At 68.4% G+C, this 18,309-nt stretch carries 16 protein-coding genes; 12 read left to right on the top strand and 4 right to left on the bottom strand.

Annotation, left to right across the window (positions count from 1 at the left end):
* Nucleotides 1-88 precede the first annotated feature (88 nt).
* The 7 genes from ACFQW8_RS12530 to ACFQW8_RS12500 all read left to right on the top strand — a co-directional run bounded on the left by ACFQW8_RS12530 (nt 89) and on the right by ACFQW8_RS12500 (nt 7,936).
* Nucleotides 89-1,900: a polysaccharide biosynthesis protein gene (locus tag ACFQW8_RS12530; protein WP_380087818.1), complete on the top strand. Its 1,812-nt coding sequence runs from the start codon at nt 89-91 to the stop codon at nt 1,898-1,900.
* Entirely contained in the window at nt 1,897-3,039 is a 1,143-nt protein-coding gene (locus tag ACFQW8_RS12525; RefSeq protein WP_380087817.1) for a DegT/DnrJ/EryC1/StrS family aminotransferase, read from the top strand. Before ACFQW8_RS12530 ends, ACFQW8_RS12525 begins: the two co-directional genes overlap by 4 nt.
* A complete protein-coding gene (locus ACFQW8_RS12520) occupies nt 3,036-3,656 on the top strand; it encodes a sugar transferase (protein WP_380087816.1) in 621 nt (206 codons plus the stop codon). Before ACFQW8_RS12525 ends, ACFQW8_RS12520 begins: the two co-directional genes overlap by 4 nt.
* On the top strand, nt 3,653-4,291 hold the full coding sequence (locus ACFQW8_RS12515) for a NeuD/PglB/VioB family sugar acetyltransferase (RefSeq protein WP_380087815.1): 639 nt from the start codon (nt 3,653-3,655) through the stop codon (nt 4,289-4,291). The genes ACFQW8_RS12520 and ACFQW8_RS12515 overlap by 4 nt, the downstream gene beginning before the upstream one ends.
* Entirely contained in the window at nt 4,288-5,469 is a 1,182-nt protein-coding gene (locus tag ACFQW8_RS12510; RefSeq protein WP_380087814.1) for a glycosyltransferase family 4 protein, read from the top strand. The genes ACFQW8_RS12515 and ACFQW8_RS12510 overlap by 4 nt, the downstream gene beginning before the upstream one ends.
* Entirely contained in the window at nt 5,466-6,578 is a 1,113-nt protein-coding gene (locus ACFQW8_RS12505; protein ID WP_380087813.1) for a glycosyltransferase family 4 protein, read from the top strand. Before ACFQW8_RS12510 ends, ACFQW8_RS12505 begins: the two co-directional genes overlap by 4 nt.
* Before the next feature lie 71 nt (nt 6,579-6,649).
* A complete protein-coding gene (locus ACFQW8_RS12500; RefSeq protein WP_380087811.1) occupies nt 6,650-7,936 on the top strand; it encodes a hypothetical protein in 1,287 nt (428 codons plus the stop codon).
* Here ACFQW8_RS12500 and ACFQW8_RS12495 read toward each other — a convergent pair.
* Nucleotides 7,885-9,075, bottom strand: coding sequence for an oligosaccharide flippase family protein (locus ACFQW8_RS12495; RefSeq protein WP_380087809.1), 1,191 nt, complete (start codon nt 9,073-9,075; stop codon nt 7,885-7,887). The two genes, ACFQW8_RS12500 and ACFQW8_RS12495, sit on opposite strands and share 52 nt — an antisense overlap.
* 25 nt (nt 9,076-9,100) lie before the next feature.
* Nucleotides 9,101-10,267, bottom strand: a complete 1,167-nt coding sequence (locus ACFQW8_RS12490; protein WP_380087807.1) for a nucleotide sugar dehydrogenase — start codon at nt 10,265-10,267, stop codon at nt 9,101-9,103.
* Nucleotides 10,268-10,328: 61 nt separating this feature from the next.
* On the opposite strand from ACFQW8_RS12490, the gene aqpZ reads away from it, so the two are divergent.
* The 4 genes from aqpZ to ACFQW8_RS12470 are packed head-to-tail and all read left to right on the top strand — an operon-like array spanning nt 10,329 to nt 15,697.
* Nucleotides 10,329-11,162, top strand: a complete 834-nt coding sequence (aqpZ, locus tag ACFQW8_RS12485; RefSeq protein WP_380087805.1) for an aquaporin Z — start codon at nt 10,329-10,331, stop codon at nt 11,160-11,162.
* A gap of 19 nt (nt 11,163-11,181) precedes the next feature.
* A complete protein-coding gene (locus ACFQW8_RS12480) occupies nt 11,182-13,392 on the top strand; it encodes an NADP-dependent isocitrate dehydrogenase (protein ID WP_380087803.1) in 2,211 nt (736 codons plus the stop codon).
* Between the two features lie 48 nt (nt 13,393-13,440).
* A complete protein-coding gene (locus tag ACFQW8_RS12475) occupies nt 13,441-15,276 on the top strand; it encodes a hypothetical protein (protein WP_380087802.1) in 1,836 nt (611 codons plus the stop codon).
* 10 nt (nt 15,277-15,286) lie between these two features.
* On the top strand, nt 15,287-15,697 hold the full coding sequence (locus ACFQW8_RS12470; protein ID WP_380087800.1) for a nitroreductase family deazaflavin-dependent oxidoreductase: 411 nt from the start codon (nt 15,287-15,289) through the stop codon (nt 15,695-15,697).
* A gap of 19 nt (nt 15,698-15,716) precedes the next feature.
* Here the strand turns inward: ACFQW8_RS12470 and ACFQW8_RS12465 are convergent, their stop codons facing one another.
* Both ACFQW8_RS12465 and galE read right to left on the bottom strand, forming a co-directional pair.
* Complete coding sequence (locus ACFQW8_RS12465; protein ID WP_380087798.1) at nt 15,717-16,196, bottom strand: GNAT family N-acetyltransferase; 480 nt, start codon at nt 16,194-16,196, stop codon at nt 15,717-15,719.
* Complete coding sequence (gene galE, locus ACFQW8_RS12460) at nt 16,157-17,170, bottom strand: UDP-glucose 4-epimerase GalE (protein ID WP_380087797.1); 1,014 nt, start codon at nt 17,168-17,170, stop codon at nt 16,157-16,159. Before galE ends, ACFQW8_RS12465 begins: the two co-directional genes overlap by 40 nt.
* Before the next feature lie 84 nt (nt 17,171-17,254).
* On the opposite strand from galE, the gene ACFQW8_RS12455 reads away from it, so the two are divergent.
* Nucleotides 17,255-18,244, top strand: coding sequence for a malate dehydrogenase (locus tag ACFQW8_RS12455; RefSeq protein WP_380087796.1), 990 nt, complete (start codon nt 17,255-17,257; stop codon nt 18,242-18,244).
* Nucleotides 18,245-18,309: the final 65 nt, after the last annotated feature.

Raw genomic sequence — 18,309 nt, 5'->3', positions numbered from 1 at the left:
GTCGACTAGTCTGGTTGTGCGCCGTCAATAGCAATTTTGCGTCCTGATGGGCACCACCACTTCACGAACCACGGAGCAAGCAGCCACTGTGTCCTCGCGTCTGGAACACCGCGACCTCGCCGTCCGCCTCGGTTGGACCCTCCTCGACGCGCTCATCGTGTCCCTGGCCGTTCTCGCTGCCGCGTGGATCCGGTTCGACATGGACGCACGCCTGGCTACGGACGCCGAAATCCTGGCCTATGCCAGCGCCGCCGGACTGCTGCAGCTCGTTACCGGCGTGACCCTTGGCATGGTGCACCACCCCCACCGACGCGGCTCCTTCGAGGAGACCGCTCAGGTGGCCCGGACCGCCCTCATCGTGGGCGTGGCGCTCATGGCGCTCCGGTTCCTCACCGACTGGTTCACTATCCCCCGCAGCCTGCCCTTCATCGTCCCCGTCATCGCCCTCGTGGGCATGTTCGCCCTCCGCTTCATCATCCGTTCCTATCGCTGGGGACGCCTCGACGTCGGGGACAACGACACGCCGGTCGTCGTCTACGGAGCCGGCGAGGGCGGGCGACAGCTGCTGCGGGCGCTCAGCCGGGACACGTCCACCGGCGGCAGGCTGGTGCCGGTGGCCGTCGTCGACGACGACCCGCGCAAGCGCCGCATGCCCATCGAGGGACACCGCGTCTCCGGCGGCGCCGACCGCCTGTCGGAGGTGATCGAGCGCACGGGGGCCACCACCCTCGCCGTGGCCATGCCATCGATCACCGCCGAACGACTGCGTGAGATCCGCACGCTGGCTAGAAACCATGCACTCGACCTGCTCGTGCTTCCGCCGGTGGGGCGCCTCCTCGGCCCAGCCAGTGGGGCGGACCTGCGTCAGCTCAACCTCGAGGACCTCTTGGGCCGCCAGCAGATCACCATGGACGCCGCGACGATCTCCGACACGATCACGGGCAAGCGCGTTCTCGTCACAGGGGCCGGCGGCTCGATCGGCTCCGAGCTGGTGCGTCAGATCGCCAAGTTCAGCCCGGCCAAGCTCGTCCTCCTCGATCGTGACGAGTCGGCCCTGCACGCGACGCAGATGAGCCTCACCGGTCGCGCACTCCTCGATGACGGGACGCTCGCCCTCTGCGACATCAGGGACCCGGCCGCCCTCCAGCGGGTCTTCGAGAACGAGCGACCCGAGGTCGTCTTCCACGCCGCAGCGCTCAAGCACCTCACCTTGTTGGAGCAGTTCCCCCTCGAGGCCTGGCAGACCAACGTGCTCGGCACCGCCAACGTCCTCACCGCGGCCGAGGCGGTCGACGTCGACACCTTCGTCAACATCTCCACCGACAAGGCCGCGAGCCCCACGTGCGTCCTGGGCTACAGCAAACGGCTGGCGGAGCGTCTCACCGCGGAGTTCGCCGAGCACCACCACGGCACCTACGTCAGTGTCCGCTTCGGCAACGTCCTCGGGTCGCGCGGTTCGGTCATCACGGCCTTCACCGCGCAGATCGAGCTCGGCGGGCCGGTCACCGTGACCCACCCCGAGGTCGAGCGCTACTTCATGCTCATCCCCGAGGCGAGCCAGCTCGTGCTGCAGGCCTCCGCCATCGGCGCCAACGGCGACGTGATGGTCCTCGACATGGGTCAGCCGGTCAAGATCCTCGACGTGGCGCACACGCTCATCGACCTGTCGGAGAAGCCCGGGATCGAGATCGTCTTCACGGGCATGCGCCCCGGCGAGAAGCTCTCGGAGGAGCTCTTCGCCTCCGGCGAGGACATCTCGTCAGCGGGTCACTCGCTCATCAACAAGGTCGCAGTGCCCGCGATCTCGCTCCACGAGATCGCCGGCTCCGGCGTCGACGAACCCGAATCCGCCCGGGAGTGGATGCTCGAGAAGTCGACGACGGGCAGAGTACTCACATGACCGAGCGCATCTTCCTCTCGCGGGCCCACGTCACGGACGTCGAGGAGAAGTACGTCCTCGAGGCCCTCCGCTCCGGCTGGGTCGCCCCGTTGGGGCCCATGGTCGACCGGTTCGAGCGGGAGATCGCTGACCGCTGCGGCGTGGAGGGGGCCCTCGCCCTCTCGTCCGGCACCGCCGCGCTGCACCTCGCGCTGCTCGACTCCGGCGCCGGCCCCGGCACCGTCGTCGTCCTGCCGTCGATGACGTTCGCCGCGTCCGCCAACGCCGTCGCCTACACCGGCGCCGAGCCCGTCTTCGTCGACTCCCTCGATGACGCCAACCTCGATGTCGACCTGCTCATCGACACGGTCGGGACGTTGCAGGCCGAGGGCCGGACCGTCGCTGCCGTGATGACGGTGGACCTCTTCGGACGCTGCTGCGACTACACGAGCCTGGGCGACCGGCTCGTCGCCCTGGGGGTGCCCCTCATCGAGGACGCGGCCGAGGCGCTCGGCGCGACCCATGCGGGACGCCCTGCGGGCTCGTTCGGTCGCGCCGCGGCACTGTCCTTCAACGGCAACAAGATCATGACGACGTCGGGCGGGGGCATGCTGGTCAGCAACGACGGCGACCTGCTCGAGCGGGCCCGCTACCTCTCCACGCAGGCCCGCCAGCCCGCGCCCTGGTACGAACACACAGAGGTCGGCTACAACTACCGCATGTCCAACATCCTGGCGGCGTTGGGGATCGGCCAGCTCGAGCGGCTCGACGAGATGATCGCCCGCCGTCGGGAGATCCGGGACCGGTATGCCGTGGCGCTCGACCACCTGGACGGTGTCACCTTCCTCGGTCGGGACCAGGGCGGCGACGCCGGGGACAACCACTGGCTCACCTGCATCACCCTCGACCCGGAGCGCATCGCTGCCGACCCGAGCACCGTCATGGCGGCGCTCGATGCGGCCGGCATCGAGGCCAGGCACCTGTGGAAGCCGATGCACCTGCAACCGCTCTACGCCACTGCCCGAGCGGTGACCACCGGCACCGCGGAGCGCCTGTTCGAGACCGGGGTGACCCTGCCTTCAGGCTCCGAGCTCACCGACGCGCAGATCGAGCGGGTCCTCTCCACCCTCGTGCCGCTGCTCGAGGGGCGCACCGGGTGACCGACGGCAAGCGGGTCCTCGACCTCGCCGTGTCGCTCCCGGTCTTCGTCCTCTCCCTTCCGGTGCAGGCCGTGGTGGCCGTGGCGGTCCGCAGGAAGCTCGGGTCCCCGGTCCTCTTCAGCCAGGAGCGCCCGGGACTCGGCGGACGGGTGTTCGTCATGCGCAAATTCCGCACGATGCTCGAGCCCGATCCCGCCAAGGGCCTCGTCACGGACGCCGACCGGCTCACCCCCTTCGGCACCTTCCTTCGCTCGACCAGCCTCGACGAGCTGCCGACGTTGTGGAACATCGTGCGCGGCGACATGTCCCTCGTCGGTCCGCGACCGCTGCTGGTGCGCTACCTGGACCGCTACTCCCCCGAGCAGGCGCGGCGCCACGAGGTCCGGCCGGGGCTCACCGGTCTCGCACAGGTGTCGGGGCGCAACACGGTGAGCTGGGAGCAACGGCTGGGACTCGACGTCGAGTACGTCGACAACCACAGCTTCCGAGGCGACCTCTCGATCATCGCGCGCACGGTCGCTGCAGTCCTGCGACGTGACGGAATCTCCGCCGAGGGCGATGTCACCATGCCCGAGTTCATGGGCAGCAACGACTCCGTGTCGGGGAGTGAGAAGTGAGACGTCTCGTCGTGTGTGGCTCCGGAGGCTTCGGGCGCGAGGTTCTGCAGATCGTGGCTGCCGTCAACGCCGTCACGCCAACTTGGGAACTCGTGGGGGTCCTCGATGACGCGCCGGCATCCTCTGCCTCCGCGCATCTCGAGGCACTGGGTGTCGCTCACCTCGGGGTTGTCGCCGATCTGGCCGCGATCACTGCGGGAGGGCCCGACACCGCAGCGGTCATCGCCATCGGCGACCCCGCGGTCAGGCACGCCGTTGCCAGCGCGAACGTCGAGGTGGAATGGGCGGTCCTCGTCCACCCGGACGCCACCGTGGGCCCCGACGTCACCCTCGCCCCCGGAACGATCGTCGCGGCAGGCGCACGGCTCAGCACCAACATCCGGCTGGGCCAGCACGTTCACGTCGACCACAACGTCACGGTCGGCCACGACGGCACCGTCGGCGCGTTCGCCAGACTCAACCCACAGGCCTGCATCTCCGGTGCAGTCACCATCGGAGAGCGGGCCCTCGTCGGCGCCAATGCCACCGTGCTGCAGGGACTCTCGGTCGGCGCAGGCGCCGTGGTCGGAGCCGGTGCAGTCGTCACTCGAGATGTCCAGGCCAACAACACCGTTCGAGGGGTCCCCGCCAGATGAAGCACGTGCTCGTCCTCAACCAGTTTGCGGTCCCGCGCAGCCAGAGCGGCGGAACCCGACACGTCGATCTCTTCTCAAGGGTCGACGGCTGGGCGCCGACGCTCGTCGCGGGGCACCGCAACTACGGGACCCAGGAGGCCTATGTCACCGAGGACCACCGATTTCGGCTCGTCCGCATCCCGGCATACACTTCCGCGGGACTGGTCCGTGTCGCTGGCTGGGCCCTGTTCGCCATCCAAGCCACCTGGGTCGGTGTCCGCCAGCGCCAGCTCGACGCGGTCTATGCCTCCACGCCGCACCTCCTCAGTCCGGTGGCCGGTTGGGCGGTGTCCAGGGTCCGCCGCGTGCCGCTCGTCGTCGAGGTCCGAGACCTGTGGCCCGAGTCGATCGTTGGCGCCGATGCGCTGAGGCGTGACTCCGGCCTCCACCGCGTCCTTGTCCGGCTGGAACGTTGGATCTATCAGAGTGCTGATCACATCGTCGCCGTGACAGAGGGATGGGAGAGCCACTTCGCCAGCCTCGGTGTCCCAGCCGACAAGGTCACGGTCATCTCCAACGGGACCGACATCGACGACTTCAGCGTCGATGACGACCGCACGACCCTGCGTGAGGACTTCGGTTTCCACCGCCTCACGGCTGTGTATGCCGGGACGCACGGCCCCTCGAACGCCCTCCACCTTCTGCTCGACGCAGCCCGTGAGAACCCGGATGTGGATGTGGTCCTCGTTGGCTCGGGTAGCGAGAAGGTCGGCCTGCAGAAGAAGGCCGAGAGCCTTCCCAACGTCTTCTTCCGGGACCCGGTGCCCAAGTCGGAGCTGGCGCGGCTTCTCGTGGCGGCAGATGTCGGCGTGCACTGTATCGAGCCTCTCCCCGTACTCAAGTCGGGCATGAGCCCAAACAAACTGTTCGACTACATGGCCGCGGGACTTCCAACCATCAGCAATGCGGGCGAGGGTCTGCGCGCCGTGGTCTCCGATGGAGAGGCTGGCCACACGGGTGGACCCGACGACCTGGGCGAGAACCTGCAGCGAGTCGCCGCTGCCTCCGAGGAGCGACGCCGCGCGTGGGGCCGGACGGGACGGAGCATCGTGAGCGAGCGCTTCTCGCGCGACGTGGCTGCCGACCGACTCGGACGCATCCTCGACCACGTCGTCACCCACATCAGGAGAGCTCCATGACGCACCTCACCGGACGCGTCGTGCACATCACAACAGTGCACCGGTCGACCGACAACCGGATCTTTCGCAAGGAGTGCCGCGCCCTCCACGAGGCCGGCATAGACGTCCACCTCGTCGCCTCGCACGATGGAGCCGACGTCGTCGACGGCATCCCCATCCACCGACTCCCCCGCCGCTCGAGCCGCCTAGCCCGCATGGCTGGGGGTCCGATCGCGACCTGGGGCCACCTGCGCAGGCTCCGTCCGGCGTTGGTCCACGCGCACGATCCCGAGCTCATCCCTTTGCTTCTGGCGTGGAAGCTTCGGCACCCGTCAACGACGGTCGTCTTCGACGCCCACGAGTCCCTCCCCAGCCAGGTGATGGGCAAGCCCTACATCCCGGTGCGGGCACGCCGCGGCGTCGCGGCTGCTACCCGTGCACTCGAGCGACTTGCCGGGATGGGCGTCGACCGTGTCGTCGTGGCGACACCGTCCATCCGGACCGAGTTCCCGTCCGCGAAGACCGTTCTCGTGCAGAACTATCCCTGGTTGTCCGACTTCCCGGAGGCGACCCCGGCGCCGCGGAGGCGCCGCCTGGTCTACGTCGGGGGCTCCAGCCACGAGCGCGGGCTACAGCAGATGCTCGACCTCGTTCTCGCACTCGACGGCACCGCAGTCCTTGTCCTGGCGGGTCCCGTCACAGCAGCCGGCCAAGGTCTGCTCGACGAGCACCCGGCGACCACGCGGGGCTTGGTCGAGAACCACGGAATGCGGCCGGCCGAGGACGTTCCAGGGCTTATCGCCGGGGGCGATGTCGGCATCGTGCTGTTCCACCCGTTGCCGAACCACTACGAATGCCAACCCACGAAGATGTTTGAGTACATGGCGGCGGGTCGCCCCTTCATCGCTTCGCATTTTCCTGCATGGCAGGAGATGTACGGCGAGGACGACTGCGCGCTGTTCGTTGACCCCCTCGACGATGCCGCCATCCTCGAGGCCGCCCGAACCCTCCTTGATGATCCGAACCGATGCGAACGACTCGGCAAGAACGGCCGAGCAGCCTTGGAGCGGCGCTTTACGTTCGACGGCGAGTCTGATCGTCTCGTCGGGATGGTCCGCGACAGCGTCTGATGGTCACTCGGCGCACGGCGAGCCCGGTCGAGAGGATGGACAACGGGGCAAACCGAACTCAGACGTTGGCCGTGACAGCCGTGGCGTATGCCGGTCTGCTCGCCTTCGTCACGGAGCGGTTCATCGCCGAACCGTTCGCCTACCTGGGGTTCGTCCATCGGCCGGTTGGCGCACTGGAGCTGGTGCTGTGGGTTGTCTCGTCAGGCGCACTCGGGGCGATGGCCTTTCGCCGCTGGGCGCTCCCCTCGCACTCCGCCTTCGCCTTCCTGCTGGCCACCGTGGCCCTCCCCGTCGTGACAGTGCCCACTTTTTGGGGGCAGCTCGAGTCCTGGGGGCTCTTCGTCCTCCAATTGACCACACTCGTCGCGTTCGCCCTCATGCGAGTGATTCTCCGGGGCGACCGGATCCCCTGGCGTGGCGTGGTGGTCCCACCACGACTGTTCTGGCTGGCTCTGGCCTCAGCCACTACCGGGGCCATGGGCTACCTGTTCCTCAGCACGGGCATCTCCCCCACCTTCCTGAATCTCTCAGACGTGTACAGCCAGCGCGAGGAGTTCTCAGGCAGCATCACGAGCGTCGGCGCCTACCTCGTGGGGTGGGTCGGTGCCGGGATCCTCCCCGGTGTCCTCGCCACCGGCCTTTACCGTCGCAACGCCACCATCACCGGCTCGGCGGTCGTCGCCATCGCCCTGCTCTACTCGATGACCGGCTACAAGTCCTATCTCGTGGGTGTAGCACTCACCATCGCTGCCTACGTGCTGACGGCAGTGCATCGCCGCGGAGGCCACTGGTGGATCACGACTTTTGGCGGCATCGTCGCAGTCGCTGCCCTGCTCGACTCTGTGCGAGGCGGTTTCACGTTCACGACGTTGCTCGTCCGTCGTGCGCTTGCGACCGCAGGCCTCAACACTGCGAGCTACGTCGACTTCTTCGACAGCAACGAACGCTACGGCCTGCGCCACAGCGTGCTGTCGTTCACGGGACAGCCACCGTATGATCTCAGTCCCGCCCGACTGATCGGTCTCGAGGCCTACGGCAACGCGACCGTCGCGGCCAACGTCAACTTCATCGGTGACGGCTACGCCAACTTCGGCATCACCGGCGTGCTCGTCATGGCCACGGTGCTGGCGATCTATCTGCGGTGCGTGGACAAGGCGACGATGCACCTTCCGTTGCAGGTGTCAGCCCCGGCCCTCACCCTCTTCCTCATCGCAGCGTCGAACACCGCAGCGCTCACGGTCCTCTCGACCCATGGGGGACTCGTCCTGCTCGCGCTCATGCTGACCATGCCGTCGTTCAAGGACCCTCAGGTCGAGACGCGCAAGGAGCGACGGACGATCACCACGAGGAGAACATAGAGCAGGACCTGTGACGCGGAGTAGGTACCGACGGCTACCGCGACGGACATGCCCATGACCAGCGGAATCCCGACGGCTGAAGCGACGAGCACAAGACGCAGCACGTCCCAACGAAGCAGCCAGTCGCTCCTGCCAGTGACGTTGAGCAGCTGACCCCAAGGGGATCCGACGAACTGAGCCAGCGCACCGGGTGCCAGCAGGGAGAGCAGCGATCCCGTCTGCGCCCACTCCTGACCCAGGACCACGGGAGCCAACAGCGGTCCCAGGACCGCGGCACCCACGCACGGCAGGAGTCCCACGACGAAGAGGTCGCGGATGGCCTTGTCCACGATCGGAAGCGAGGACCGTCGATCGCGGATTAGGCGCCCGACCTCACCGATGGCGGCTGCCGACGACCCCTGCGCGACGATGGCGAGCGGGCTCACCAGGAGCCGGATAGCCATCGCGAGAGCGCCGGCGACCGCGGCGCCCACAAAAAACGCAGGCAGGATGACGATCAGCTGACCAGCTACGGAGTTGATGCCCGCGCTGGTCCCGGCAGTCACGGCATACCGACGGTTCTCTCGCCACGTGACGCGCAGCGGCCGGGTCGCCTTCGACAGACCGAAGAGACCGCGCAACCAGATCAGCCGCGCCGCGAGGAACCCAGCGATGAGTGACCACACCTGTGGGGACACGGCCCCGGCCGCGACCTGCACGATGCCCGTGCCAGCTCCTTGCACGAAGTTGGCGAAGCCGAGGTGACGGTACTGCTGCTTCCGCACCCGAGTAGCGGCTCCGACGATCTGGACGGAGCCCGCCAGGACGATTGCCGGCGCGGCCAGCCACACGAGCGGAGCGCCGGCCACGACTGCGGTCGCGGCAGCCACACCGGACACGAGGGTGCTCGCGAGCGCCGCTGCCAGCGCAAGTCGGAAGAGCGACCACGTGTCACCGTCGTCACTCGTCGACTGTGCCCGAACCTCGAGACGCAGGGTCGAGATCCCCACGAAGGAGGTTGCAACGGCAATGACGGTCGAGAACAGACCGAAGACCTCGGGTGAGTAGAGGCGCGAGAGAACGGGCGTGAGCAGCAGGTTGATGCCGAAGCCGAAGGCGCTGCCCAGAATGACGACGGCACTGGCACGGCGCAGGCTCACGATTGAAGGCTTCGAGTGGACAGGATCAGTCACGCCCGAAGAGGTCACGGGTGTAGACCTTGTCGACCACGTCGTCGAGCAAGTCGCTCACCCTGTTGGCCACGATGACGTCGGACCGGCGCTTGAACTCGTCGAGGTCCCGGATGACCTCGGAGTGATAGAACCGGTCCTCGTCGAGCGCGGGCTCGTAGAGGACGACCTCGATGCCCTTGGCCTTGATCCGCTTCATGATCCCCTGGATGCTCGACACCCGGAAGTTGTCGGACCCGGCCTTCATGATGAGCCGGTACATCCCGACCACTCGGGGCTTACGGCGCAGGATGTCGGTGGCGATGAAGTCCTTGCGCGTCGTGTTGGAGTCGACGATGGCACGGATGAGGTTCTGCGGGACGTCGCTGTAGTTCGCGAGGAGCTGCTTGGTGTCCTTGGGCAGGCAGTAGCCGCCGTAGCCGAAAGACGGGTTGTTGTAGTGCGAGCCGATGCGAGGGTCCAACCCCACCCCGTCGATGATGGAACGGGTGTCGAGACCGTGCGACACGGCATACGTGTCCAGCTCGTTGAAGTAGGCGACGCGCATCGCGAGGAAGGTGTTGGCGAACAGCTTGATCGCCTCGGCCTCGGTCGGGTTCGTGTGCAGCAGGGGCACGTCGTCGTCCAGGGCCCCCTCGACGAGCAGCTCCCCGAAGCGGTGCGCCGCCTCGCTGTGCCCGCCGACGACGACCCGGCTCGGGTGCAGGTTGTCGTGCAGGGCCCGGCCCTCCCGCAGGAACTCCGGTGAGAAGACGACGTCGAGTCCCGGGTGTGCCGTTCGCATACGTTCGGTGAACCCGACCGGCACCGTCGACTTCAGGACGACGGTCGCCTCGGGCGCCAGCGTCGCAACCGACGCGATGACCGACTCGACGGACGAGGTGTCGAAGAAGTCGCGGACGGGGTCGTAGTCGGTGGGGGTCGCGACGATGACGAAGTCCGAGCCCGGCATCGCGGTCGCGGCCTCCGTGGTGGCGGTGAGCGACAGGTCGTGGTGGGCGAGGTAGTCCTCGAGCTCGGGGTCCACGAGCGGCGACTCACGCCGGTTGACCTGTGCGACGCGCTCGGCACTGAGGTCCACGGCGACGACGTCGTGGCGTTGTGCGAGGACGACGGCGTTGGAGAGTCCGACGTATCCGAGGCCGACCACGGAGATCTTCACGTCGGTCACGCTACCCGTCGACGGTGTCGCATCACGCACCACGCCCGGGCGGTGGGCCACAATGGGCGCCATGCAGACCCATGCGATGTCCAAGCGCCTCACTGCGGAGTTCGTCGGCACCTTCTGGCTCGTCTTCGGAGGGTGCGGGTCAGCGATCTTCGCGGCCGGCTTCCTGTCCACGCCGACCCTCGGCGCCGGGGCGCCGGTCCACCTCGGCATCGGGTTCGTCGGTGTCGCCCTTGCCTTCGGGCTCACGGTCGTGACCATGGCGTATGCCGTGGGGCACGTCTCCGGTGCGCACTTCAACCCTGCAGTGACGCTGGGTGTGACCATCGCCAAGCGCTTCGAGTGGAAGGACGTGCCCGGCTACGTCGGGGCGCAGGTCCTGGGTGGGCTCGCAGCGGGTGGCGCCCTGTGGGCCATCGCGCGGGGCCGGGACGTCTTCGACGCCACCGGCAACATGGCCGCCAACGGCTTCGCCGAGCACTCCCCCGGCGGCTACTCGCTCATGGCGGTCCTGTGCGCCGAGATCCTGCTGACGATGTTCTTCGTCTACGTCATCCTCGGCGTGACCCACGAGAGCGCCCCCACGGGCTTCGCGCCACTGGCGATCGGCCTGTGCCTCACGCTCATCCACCTCATCTCCATCCCGATCTCCAACACCTCGGTCAACCCCGCTCGCTCGACCGCCGTCGCGTTCTTCAACGGCGACGGAGCGCCGGGGCAGCTGTGGCTGTTCTGGGTCGCTCCTCTCATCGGCGCCGCCATCGCGGGCGCGACCTTCCACCTCATCACCGGGGTGGACCGCCGTGACCGTGACATCACCGGCGAGGTCGCGCTCGAGGACGTCGTCGTGCCGGACGGGGTCGACCCCGACGCACCGCGCGCTCTCTGACGCCGATAGATTCGGCGCCATGGCCAAGATCATCTACACCCTCACCGACGAGGCTCCCCTCCTCGCGACCTACTCCTTCCTCCCGGTGATCGAGGCCTTCGCCTCCACCGCAGGCGTCGACGTCGAGACCCGCGACATCTCCGTCGCCGCGCGCATCCTCGCGGCCTTCGCTGACCAGCTCCCCGAGGACCAGAAGGTCGCGGACGCCCTCGCCGAGCTCGGTGAGCTCGCGACGACCCCCGAGGCCAACATCATCAAGCTGCCCAACATCAGCGCCTCCGTGCCGCAGCTCAAGGCCGCGATCAAGGAGCTGCAGGGGCAGGGGTTCGACCTGCCGGCATACAGCGACGAGCCGAGCACCGACGCGCAGAAGGACGCGAACGCCCGCTATGCCAAGGTCATGGGCAGCGCGGTCAACCCCGTTCTGCGCGAGGGCAACTCCGACCGCCGCGCGCCCGCATCGGTCAAGAACTACGCCAAGGCGCACCCGCACTCGATGGGCGCCTGGAGCGCCGACAGCAGGACCAACGTCGCGACCATGGGTCACGACGACTTCGCCAGCAACGAGAAGTCGGTCGTCCTCCCCGCTGACGACACCCTGACCATCCAGCTCGTCACCGACGCCGGCACCACCGTCCTCAAGGACGGCCTCAAGGTCCTCGAGGGCGAGGTCGTCGACGCCACCGTCATGCGCGCGGCCGCGCTCGACGCGTTCCTCACCGAGCAGATCGCCCGGGCCAAGGCGGACGGCGTCCTCTTCTCCGTGCATCTCAAGGCCACGATGATGAAGGTGTCCGACCCGATCATCTTCGGCCACGTCGTGCGCGCCTTCCTGCCCGAGGTCTTCGCGAAGCACGGCGCCGCACTCGAGGACGCCGGTCTGTCCCCCAACAACGGGCTGGGCGCGATCCTCGAGGGCCTGTCTGCGCTCCCGAACGGTGACGAGATCAAGGCCGAGATCGAGGCCGGCCTCGCCGCCGGTCCCGAGCTCGCGATGGTCAACTCCGACAAGGGCATCACCAACCTGCACGTCCCGAGCGACGTCATCATCGACGCGTCGATGCCGGCGATGATCCGCACGTCCGGCCACATGTGGGGTCCGAGCGGCGAGGAGGCCGACACCCTCGCCGTGATCCCCGACAGCTCGTATGCCGGGATCTACCAGGTCGTCCTCGATGACTGCCGCGCGAACGGTGCCTTCGACCCGACGACGATGGGCTCGGTTCCCAACGTGGGGCTCATGGCGCAGAAGGCCGAGGAGTACGGCTCGCACGACAAGACCTTCGAGATCTCGCAGGCCGGCACGGTGCAGGTCGTGAGCTCCGCAGGTGAGGTGCTTCTCGAGCACGACGTCCAGCCCGGTGACATCTGGCGCGCGTGCCAGACCAAGGACGCCCCGATCCGCGACTGGGTCAGGCTCGCCGTGACGCGCGCCCGCGCCTCGCAGGCGCCCGCCATCTTCTGGCTCGACGAGAAGCGCGCCCACGACGCCAACCTCATCGCCAAGGTCAGGACCTACCTCGCGGACGAGGACACCGAGGGGCTGGACATCCAGATCCTCAGCCCCGTCGAGGCCACCAAGGTCTCCATCGAGCGCATCCGCCGCGGCGAGGACACCATCTCGGTGACCGGCAACGTCCTGCGTGACTACAACACCGACCTCTTCCCCATCCTCGAGCTCGGCACCAGCGCCAAGATGCTCTCGGTCGTGCCGCTCATGAACGGTGGCGGCCTCTTCGAGACCGGCGCCGGTGGCTCGGCGCCCAAGCACGTCCAGCAGCTCGTCCAGGAGAACTACCTCCGCTGGGACAGCCTCGGTGAGTTCATGGCTCTCGCCGAGTCCTTCCGCCACCTCGCGGACTCGACCGACAACGCCAAGGCGCGCGTCCTCGCCGAGACCCTGGACCGAGCGACCGAGACGCTCCTCCAGGAGAACAAGGGCCCGGCGCGCAAGGTCGGCCAGATCGACAACCGTGGGAGCCACTTCTACCTCGCCCTCTACTGGGCGCAGGAGCTGGCGAGGCAGACCGAGGACGCCGACCTCGCGTCTGCGTTCTCGGGTGTCGCCGAGCGGCTGACCAGCCAGGAGCAGCAGATCAACGACGAGCTGCTCGCCGTGCAGGGCTCGCCCGCGGACATCGGTGGCTACTACCGTCCCGACGAGGCCAAGGTCACCGCCGTGATGCGGCCGTCCGGCACCTTCAACGACACCCTCGCCAGCCTGCTCTGAGTCGTTGAGACTCTGGCTCAGCCGCACCTCCGAGATCCCGACACCCTCGTGAGCCAGGTCACGGAGGTCGAGCGTGCCACTCACAGCTCCCCGACGGTCGCGCCTTTGTTCGGTGCAGTCCTGGCAGGCATGGTGGCCATCGCCAGTGTGGTGTGGTCACTCCCGCGTGGCCTGGACGGCACGGACGAGGGCTACTACCTCAACGAGATCGCACACCCGTCCGACAGCTCTGCCACTGCCCTGCTCTTCGGCTGGTTCTGGCATCCGCTGTATGCCGTGGTGGGCGAGTCCGTGGTCGGTCTGCGGTTCATCGGGATGGCCCTCGTCACTGCAGCCACTGTCGCGCTGACCCTCGGACTGCTGAGCCTGGTGTGGACGCGAGACGTGCCGGGACAGGAGGCACCGTCCCGACCTCACCGGTCGGTTCCCGCAGCTGTCGGTCTGTGCCTCGTCGCCGTGGGCCTCGCGCTGATCCCGCTGTCGGTCCTGCCACTCACACCTTCCTACAACACGCTCGCCTTGCTCGCCCTGCTGTGCACCGCAGTGGGGTGCAGGTACGCATGGGTGGGGGAACGGGTCCTTCTCGGTGGCGCCGTCATCGGGTTGGGCGGGTTCCTGGCCGTGGTGGCCAAGCCGACGACGGCACTGGTCCTCGGCATCGTCGTGCTGCTTCTGACGCCCTGGTCCCGGCGCCTGCTCCCCGGGGTCGCGGCGGCTGCCGGCGTCCTCGTGCTCCTCGGCGCGATCCTGGTGGCGGCGTTCCCGGGCCACCTCCCTGCGCTCGTGACCGTGGTCGAGCGTGGCGTCGAGGCCACTGTCGGTCACCCCCACCTGGTGCGGTTCGACCGGTTCAGGGTGGACCGGGTGATGCTGCTCTCTGCCCTGGCGGCAGGAGCCCTGGGGGCTCTCGCCGGACTCGTCGCGGCGCCCAGCGGAGCCGCACGGTCGGGGAGGAAGCAGCTGACGAAGCAGGCCGTGGCCACCGTGTTGGGACTCGCAGCCGCCCTTCCTGCGGTGGTCGCCCTGGCCCGTGCCTGGCGGGACGGCACGACCCGCAACTTCGACCTCTTCCAGCCACAGGCGACTCTCTATGTCTTCGGACTGACCCTCGCGCTGGCGGCTCTGACGTCACTGGCCGCACTGGTGCGTCGTTCGGCCGATCGACCGAGCTCGGTCGAGCTGCGCCTGGCTGCCCTGCTCGCCTGCCTGCCTCTGGCCTACGCCTTCGGCACCAACACCAACCTGTGGAGGTTCTCCGGGCACGTCGTGGTCTTCTGGTTCCTTGCCGTCCTCATCCTCACGCGTGGGTCGGGGTGGCTGGCCACCTCGGCGTCCGGGGTCGCCACCTACGCCGTCCTGGTCGCCGGGGTCAGCACTCCTCTGGCTCCCTACCGAAGTGCGCCGATCCTCGACACGGCGCCGACCCAGGTCAGCCGTGGAGGCCAGACGATCGCTCTGCCGCCAGCGCAGGCCCGACTCACGGCCGGGGTGCTGGAGGTCGGTCGTGGGCTGAAGGTCTCACGCGAGACGACGGTGCTCGACCTCACCGGGGAGTCGCCCGGCACGATCTGGGCGTGGGGCGCCCGGCCCATGGCCCAGGGCTGGGTCATCGGAGGCTATGCCGACAGCGCCACCTCCGCACGCGTTGCCATCAACCCGGTCGCCTGCCGGCTGAGGACGGCCCTCGTGCTCCGGGCCACGGAGGGTTCACGTCGAGCACTCCCCGATGACGTGCTGGCGCAGTGGGGCGTGCGCGTCCCCGATGACTACCGCGTGGCGGCTGAGTACCTCGTCCCGGAAGACCCGCTCGTTCCCACAGGGTCACTGCGCGCCGTACAGGTCCTGGTGCCCGTCACCGCCCGCCCGACGGGGTGCGGGGCGTAGCGTCCACCGCATGAGCGACTTCAACGCACAGGTCATCAGGGAGTTCCGCGAGAACGAGGGGCGGGTCGGCGGGCCGTTCGAGGGGGCGCCGATGATCCTCATCCACCATCTCGGCGCGAGGACTGGCACCGAACGGGTCACGCCGCTCATGTACTTCCCGCAGGACGACGGCTCGATGGTCATCGTCGCGTCCAAGGCCGGCGCTCCCGACAACCCGGACTGGTTCCACAACGTCCGGGCCAACCGGCGCTTCGACGTGGAGGTCGGCACCGAGACCTTCCCCGTCGAGGCCGAGGTGTTGCCGCGCGAGGAGCGCGACGCCACCTGGCCGAGCATCGTGGAGACGGCTCCCGGCTTCGGGGACTACGAGAAGAAGACCGACCGGATCATCCCGGTCATCCGTCTGCGCCGCGCGGCTTGAGCCGGCTGCCCGGCACGGGTCAGAGCGGCATCTTCATTCCGACGTGGGACGCGACGAACCCCAGCCGCTCATAGAAGCGGCGCGCGCCCTCGCGACTCGTGTCAGTGGTCAGCTGCACCATCACCGCACCGCGACGGCGGGCCTCGTCGATCGCCCACTGGAACAACCCTTCGCCGAGCCCCAGACCCCGTCGGCTCGAGGCGACGCGCACGGCCTCGATCTGGGCGCGCAGGGCACCGCCGCGAGAGAGCCCGGGCAGCAGGGTCAGCTGCAGGGTCCCGACGACCTCCCCGTCGTCCTCGAGCACGACCAGCTGGTGGGCCGGATCGGCGTCGATCGCCTCGAAGGCCGTCAGGTATGCCGAGTGCTCCCCTTCGCTCTCACGCGTCGCTCCCAACGGGTCGTCCATGAGGAGCGCGACGATCGCGGGCACGTCCTCACGCGTCGCCCGTCGAACCCTCACGGGTAGCCGTCGGGGTTGGCGCTCTGCCACCGCCACGTGTCGACGCACATGTCGTCGACGGTCCGGGTGGCCCTCCAGTCCAGGTCGGCCTCGGCCTTCGTCGGGTCGGCGTAGGACTCGGCGATGTCACCGGGGCGGCGGTCGACGAGCTCGTGCGGCAGCTCGCGACCGGCAGCCCGCTCGAACGCACGGAGCATCTCGAGCACGGACGTGCCGTGACCGGTGCCGAGGTTCCAGGTGTTGACGGGAGTGTCGGTGGCGCCGAGGCGATGCAGTGCGGCGACGTGTCCGGCCGCCAGGTCCTCGACGTGGATGTAGTCGCGCACGCCGGTGCCGTCGGGAGTGGGGTAGTCGCCGCCATAGATCAACAGCTTCTCGCGGCGACCGACGGCGACCTGGGCGAGGAAGGGCATGAGGTTGTTGGGGATGCCGCTCGGGTCCTCGCCGATCGTGCCGCTGGGGTGGGCACCCACCGGGTTGAAGTAGCGCAGCAGTGCGATGCGCCAGGTCGGGTCCGCGACGGCCATGTCGCGCAGGACCTGCTCGTTCATGACCTTGGTCCAGCCGTAGGGGTTGGTCGCCGAGGTGGGCGCGTCCTCCTGCATCGGCACGGCGGCCTCAGCGCCGTAGACCGTGGCCGAGCTCGAGAAGACGAGCTTGCGGACCCCGTGCCGGTCCATCGCGCGGAGCAGGGACAGCGTCGTGTCCAGGTTGTTCTCGTAGTAGCTGAGCGGCTCGGCCACGCTCTCCCCGACGGCCTTGAATCCGGCGAAGTGGATGACCGCGTCGATCGGGGTGTCGGCGAAGGTCGCCTCGGTCTTGTCACGGTCGGTGAGATCGAAGGACCGCACGTCCAACGACATACCGGTGAGCGCCTCGACACGACCCACCACCGACGGCTTGGCGTTGGCGAAGGAGTCGACGACGACGACGTCGTGCCCCGCGGCGACGAGCTGGATGACCGTGTGCGAGCCGATGTAGCCCGCACCACCTGAGACGAGAACGCGCATGCTCACACCCTAGAGCCGCCCCGGCGACACGCGCTGATAGCGTCACGACCGACCACATCTGCCCCGTACGAAGAGGTACCCATCGTGAGCCAGACCCCCGTCAAGGTGGCCGTCACCGGCGCCGCCGGTCAGATCGGCTACAGCCTGCTCTTCCGCATCGCGTCCGGTGCCCTCCTCGGACCCGACACCCCCGTCGAGCTGCGCCTGCTCGAGATCACCCCGGCCCTCAAGGCCCTCGAAGGGGTCGTCATGGAGCTCGACGACTGCGCCTTCCCGACGCTGGCCGGCGTCCAGATCGGCGACGACGCCGAGAAGGTCTTCGACGGCGTCAACCACGCCCTCCTCGTCGGTGCCCGCCCCCGCGGCCCGGGCATGGAGCGCGGTGACCTCCTCGAGGCCAACGGCGGCATCTTCGCCCCCCAGGGCAAGGCCCTCAACAAGGTCGCGGCCGACGACGTGCACATCACCGTGACCGGCAACCCGGCCAACACCAACGCCCTCATCGCGATGAGCAACGCGCCCGACATCCCCACATCGCAGTTCTCCGCGCTGACCCGGCTCGACCACAACCGTGCGATCAGCCAGCTCGCGGCCAAGCTCGACGTCCCGGTCACCGAGATCAAGAAGATGACGATCTGGGGCAACCACTCGGCCACCCAGTACCCCGACCTGTTCCACGCCGAGGTCTCCGGCCGCAACGCTGCCGAGACCGTCAACGACCAGCAGTGGCTCGCGGACACCTTCATCCCCACCGTCGCCAAGCGCGGCGCGGCGATCATCGAGGCTCGCGGCGCGTCCTCGGCCGCCTCCGCCGCGTCGGCCACCATCGACCACGCCCGCACCTGGGTCGAGGGCACGGCCGAGGGTGACTGGGTCTCGATGGCCGTGCGCTCGGACGGCTCCTACGGCGTCGAGGAGGGGCTCATCAGCTCCTTCCCGGTCACCGTCAAGGACGGCCAGTGGAGCATCGTCCAGGGTCTCGACATCGACGAGTTCTCGCGCGGCAGGATCGACGCCACGGTCAAGGAGCTCGCCGAGGAGCGCGACGCGGTCAAGGAACTGGGCCTGATCTAGCCTCAGCGCGACAGCGAAACCGTGACCGCCTGACCTGCCAGGCACAAGGCCCGCGCCCCCTCCCA

The sequence above is a fragment of the Knoellia altitudinis genome (assembly GCF_042666355.1).
Lineage (GTDB): Bacteria > Actinomycetota > Actinomycetes > Actinomycetales > Dermatophilaceae > Knoellia > Knoellia altitudinis.
The sequence above is the reverse complement of the archived record's forward strand: the minus strand, read 5'-3'. Positions and strand labels throughout refer to the sequence as shown.

What these genes read in the sequence shown, in the direction of transcription:
- ACFQW8_RS12480 (WP_380087803.1), top strand. Translation starts at nt 11,182, where the DNA reads ATGGCCAAGATCATCTACACCCTCACCGACGAGGCTCCCCTCCTCGCG.
- galE (WP_380087797.1), bottom strand. Translation starts at nt 17,170, where the DNA reads ATGCGCGTTCTCGTCTCAGGTGGTGCGGGCTACATCGGCTCGCACACG.
- ACFQW8_RS12505 (WP_380087813.1), top strand. Translation starts at nt 5,466, where the DNA reads ATGACGCACCTCACCGGACGCGTCGTGCACATCACAACAGTGCACCGG.
- ACFQW8_RS12525 (WP_380087817.1), top strand. Translation starts at nt 1,897, where the DNA reads ATGACCGAGCGCATCTTCCTCTCGCGGGCCCACGTCACGGACGTCGAG.
- ACFQW8_RS12510 (WP_380087814.1), top strand. Translation starts at nt 4,288, where the DNA reads ATGAAGCACGTGCTCGTCCTCAACCAGTTTGCGGTCCCGCGCAGCCAG.
- aqpZ (WP_380087805.1), top strand. Translation starts at nt 10,329, where the DNA reads ATGGGCGCCATGCAGACCCATGCGATGTCCAAGCGCCTCACTGCGGAG.
- ACFQW8_RS12470 (WP_380087800.1), top strand. Translation starts at nt 15,287, where the DNA reads ATGAGCGACTTCAACGCACAGGTCATCAGGGAGTTCCGCGAGAACGAG.